The sequence below is a fragment of the Pseudomonas sp. p99-361 genome (genome assembly GCF_003935475.1).
GTDB lineage: Bacteria > Pseudomonadota > Gammaproteobacteria > Pseudomonadales > Pseudomonadaceae > Aquipseudomonas > Aquipseudomonas juntendi.
On record NZ_RHQO01000130.1, the window covers coordinates 1 to 4,576 of the forward strand.

Here is a 4,576-nt window from a genome sequence, read left to right on the forward strand (position 1 = left end):
CTGCCATACCTTGTGGCAAACACCTGTCAGCCCTAAGGCGATCCCTGTGGGAGCTGGCTTGCCGGCGATAGGGCCAGTACAGGCAGCGGAATAACCAAAGTCGTTTTTGTTCTTTAACCCGCACAAATCCACCCGCTATAGTCGCTGGCAATCTGCCCCAAAAACCTTCAAGAACAAGGAAGCAACGTGAAAAGACTCTTCACCGCCTCGCTGCTCGCCGCAGGCCTGGCCTTGGGCAACATCGCCCAGGCCGCCCCTACCCTGCTCAACGTTTCCTACGACGTGATGCGCGACTTCTACAAGGACTACAACCCAGCCTTCCAGAAACACTGGCAGGCCGAGCACAACGAGAAGGTCAACGTGCAAATGTCCTTCGGCGGCTCCAGCAAGCAGGCGCGTGCGGTGATCGATGGCCTGCCGGCCGATGTGATCACCATGAACATGGCCACCGACATCAACGCCCTGGTCGACAATGGCAAGCTGGTGCCGGACAACTGGGTGACCCGACTGCCGAACAACAGCGCGCCGTTCACCTCGGCCACCGTCTTCATCGTGCGCAAGGGCAACCCTAAAGCGCTGAAAGACTGGCCCGACCTGCTGAAGGACGGCGTGCAGGTGATCGTGCCCAACCCGAAAACCTCGGGCAATGGCCGCTACACGTACCTGTCGGCCTGGGGCTACGTGCTCAAGCAGGGCGGTGACGAAGCCAAGGCCAAGGACTTCGTTGGCAAGCTGTTCAAACAGGCCCCGGTGCTGGATACCGGCGGCCGGGCCGCGACCACCACGTTCATGACCAACCAGATCGGCGACGTGCTGGTGACCTTCGAAAACGAAGCCGAAATGATCGCCCGCGAGTTTGGCCGCGACCAGTTCGAGGTGGTCTACCCGAGCGTGTCGGCCGAGGCCGAGCCACCGGTGAGTGTGGTCGACAAGGTGGTGGCCAGGAAAGGCACCCAGGCCGTGGCCGAGGAATACCTCAAGTACCTGTGGTCGCCAGAGGCGCAGGAGATTGCCGCCAACAACTACCTGCGCCCACGCGATGCAACCGTGCTGGCCAAGTACACCGACCGCTTCCCAAAAGTCGACTTCCTGTCGGTGGAAAAGACCTTTGGTGACTGGCGCACCGTGCAGAAGACCCACTTCAACGACGGTGGCGTGTTCGACCAGATCTATACCGACAAGCAGTAATCGATTCACTCAGGCCAGGCCAGTTCGCGGCTAAAGCCGCGAATAGGCCTGGCCGGACAACACACCCAAATCGAACTTTCTCACCCCTCCAGCCTCAGTTCCCTGAGTAACCCTGCCCCGCTCACCCCGGCCCAAGGAGTACTCCAGTGCTGCGTTTCCTCTCGACCCTGCTGCTCGGCTGCCTGTTGAGCACTCACCTGCTGGCTGCCGACCCCGCCCCCAGCGAGGACCAACCCGCCGAACCCGAGCCAGTCTTGCAAGGCGGCCTGCTGGGCGCCCTGGCCGATGGCCTGGACAGCGCTGCCAGGCAGATGGACCTCGACGCCCACCTGGTTGACGCTTGGCGCCTGCGCACCGACCGCGCCGCCCAGGAAGTGGAGCGCCTGGTCGACCGCCATTCGGCCAGTGACTCACTGCACCTGGCGGGCAACTTCCTGCTCCTGACCCTCACCTGGGGGGCCGCGTTCGGCCTGCTTGGCGGTGGTGGGCGCTGGGTCGCCAAACGGGTGTCGCGCCGCCCTTGGCTGCGCGAGCACAAACGCGTCAGTGGCCTGCTGGGGTACCTGTTGCCCTACACCTTGCCAGCCCTGGCCAGCCTGCCCGTGACGCTCTATGTGAGCCGCTTCCTCGACCCCTCCGTGGCACGCGCGCTTGGCCTGAGCCTGGCCTATGCGACCAGCAGCGGGCTGTTCTCGACGTCGATCATCCTCTGCCTGATCACCCTGTTCGACGCTGGCCATAAACGCCGCGCCGTGGCGGTGATCAAGCGCCTGGCACCACGGCCGCTGTTCCTCATCGGCTTCCTTGCCGCCTGGAGCGACGCTCTGACCAGCCCGCAGATCGCCCGCCAGCTTGGCGGCAACATCACCGCCAGCGTCGCGGTGGTCACCGGCCTGACTGCCACCTTCATCTTCGCCAGCCTGGTGATCCGCCTGCGGCGCCCGGTCGCCCACTTGATCCGCAACCGCGCGTACAAGGACCGGGTACAACACCGCGCCGTGCAGGAAACCCTGCGCATTTTCTCGACACTGTGGTACCTGCCAATTCTGCTGATGATCCTGGTCTCGGCAGTCAACCTGGTAGGTGCCGGTGCCGAAAGCCAGAAAGCCCTGCAGAACGCGCTGCTGACCACCGTGCTATTGGTCTCGACGCTGTTCCTCAGCACCTTGCTGCAACACTTGCTGGCCCCCCGCGAAAGCGACCCGGCGCAGCGGGTGCGGCCCTACAAGGAACTGCTGCGCAGCCTCGCCCACGCCCTGCTGCGCATTGCCATGGCAGTGGCCTTCATCGAGCTGCTGGGGCGCATCTGGGGGTTCTCGGTGATCGACTTTGCCCTCAGCAACCGCCTGGGCCAGGCGATCAGCAACTCGCTGTCGAGCATCGGCCTGATCCTGTTGGTCACCTGGCTGCTGTGGGTGGTGCTCGATACGGCGATCCAGGAAGCGCTCAAGCCAGCTGCCGGGCGCCGCAATGCGCGCCAGCCAAGCACGCGGGTGCGGACCATTCTGCCGATGCTGCGCAACGCCATCAAAGTGATTCTGATCGTGATCTGCACCATCACCACCATGGCCAACCTGGGCATCAACGTAGCGCCGCTGCTGGCCGGTGCCGGGGTGATCGGCCTGGCCATCGGCTTCGGCTCGCAGCAACTGGTCCAGGATGTGATTACCGGGTTGTTCATCCTGATCGAAGACACCATTTCCATCGGCGACTGGGTAGTGCTGGACTCCGGCCATGCCGGAACCGTAGAAAGCCTGACCATCCGCACCCTGCGCCTGCGCGATGGCAAGGGCTTCGTGCATTCGGTGCCGTTTGGCCAGATCAAGGCGGTGACCAACCAGTCACGGCAGTTTGCCTATGCGTTCTTTTCGGTACAGTTCACCTATGACAGTGATGTGGACGCGTCACTGGCGCTGATTCATGAGGTGGGCCAGTCGATCAGCGAAGACCCCCTGCTGCGCATCAACTTGCAGGGGCCGCTGCAGGTCTTCGGTGTGGACCGCATGGACTTGAACGGGTTTGTCCTGACGGCGCAGTTCCGGACCATTTCCGGTGGGCAGTATGCGGTGAGCCGGGCGTTCAACGAACGGCTGAAGAAGCGGGTGGACCAGACTGAGAATGTGAGTTTTGCCCAGGTCTATCCGCTGCCGGTGCAGGCTCTGGGGGCTTGACGTTGCCACTACCGGCCTCTTCGCGGGCTTGCCCGCTCCCACAGGATCACCACACATCCTAATGCTGTGGAGTACCTGTGGGAGCGGGCAAGCCCGCGAATGGGCCGCCACAAGCAACATCACACCTGGCGGAATACCAAAGCCTTGAGCCCGCCCGCCGGGTCCACATCCGGAAACTCCGGCGGGTTCTCCAGCCGCTCGACAAACCCCAGCGAGGGCGCCTGCTCGGCCATCCCCTCAATCAAAAACTCCGGCCCGATCCCTGGGTCGTTCACACAGGCCAGCACCGTCCCACCCGCGCTCAACAACTCCGGCAAACGTCGCAGGATCTTCGCGTAATCCTGAGTCAGCACGAAGCTGCCGCGCTGGAAGGTCGGCGGGTCGATGATGATCAGGTCATAAGGGCCGTACTTGCGTACCTTGCCCCAGGACTTGAACAGCTCATGCCCCAGGTAGGCTACCCGCGAGGCGTCGTGACCATTGAGGCGGTGGTTGTCCCGGCCGCGCGCCAGGGCCGATTTGGCCATGTCCAGGTTCACCACCTGCTCGGCCCCACCGGCCACCGCTGCCACCGAAAAGCCGCAGGTGTAGGCGAACAGGTTCAGTACCCGCTTGCCCGCCGCCTGCTCACGCACCCAGCGGCGGCCATAGCGCATATCGAGGAACAGACCGTTGTTCTGCCGCACGCCCAGGTCCAGCAGGTAGGTCAGGCCGTCCTCGATCACTTCGCGTTGCTGGCAGGGTTCGCCCAGCAACCACTGGCCCGGGCTGTCAGGCAGGTAGCGGTGCTGGATGATGATGGCCTGGCCGGTCCACAGTGGGCGCTCGGCCAGGTTGCGCAGCATCGTCTCCAGCTCGGCTAGCTGGCCTTCGGGCGGTTCGCGGAACAGGGCGACCGACAGCACCCCCTGCAGCCAATCGACCGTGATCTGCTCCAGGCCCGCCCAGCAGCGGCCGCGGCCGTGGAACAGGCGGCGGGTTTCCTGCGGTGCAGGGTCGAGGGCGGCGAGCAGGTGTTGCTCGAGGGTGGCGATTGGGGATGTCATGACAGGTCGCAGGCTGGCAAAAGCGGCATTCTACCCGCTGAGGCCGCTTCGCAGGCAAACCAGCTACCGCATAAATTTCAAGCCCTGTGCAGTACCTGTGGGAGATTCTATGGTTTCTGGCAAGGGTAGCCGGAGCATCTTCAGCGCCTGTGAGATCGAGCGCCGCCCGCG

At 63.8% G+C, this 4,576-nt stretch carries 3 protein-coding genes; 2 read left to right on the forward strand and 1 reads right to left on the reverse strand.

All coding sequences use genetic code 11. The features are described from left to right. The first annotated feature begins 186 nt into the window (after positions 1 to 186). On the forward strand, positions 187 to 1,188 hold the full coding sequence (locus tag EGJ22_RS25700) for a sulfate ABC transporter substrate-binding protein (protein WP_009682682.1): 1,002 nt from the start codon (positions 187 to 189) through the stop codon (positions 1,186 to 1,188). A 146-nt stretch (positions 1,189 to 1,334) separates the two neighbouring features. Continuing rightward, a complete protein-coding gene (locus tag EGJ22_RS25705; protein WP_009682683.1) occupies positions 1,335 to 3,359 on the forward strand; it encodes a mechanosensitive ion channel family protein in 2,025 nt (674 codons plus the stop codon). 119 nt (positions 3,360 to 3,478) lie between these two features. Here the strand turns inward: EGJ22_RS25705 and EGJ22_RS25715 are convergent, their stop codons facing one another. Then, positions 3,479 to 4,405, reverse strand: a complete 927-nt coding sequence (locus EGJ22_RS25715) for a class I SAM-dependent methyltransferase (RefSeq protein ID WP_009682684.1) — start codon at positions 4,403 to 4,405, stop codon at positions 3,479 to 3,481. Between the last annotated feature and the right edge of the window lie 171 nt (positions 4,406 to 4,576).

What these genes read in the sequence shown, in the direction of transcription:
- EGJ22_RS25715 (WP_009682684.1), bottom strand. Translation starts at nt 4,405, where the DNA reads ATGACATCCCCAATCGCCACCCTCGAGCAACACCTGCTCGCCGCCCTC.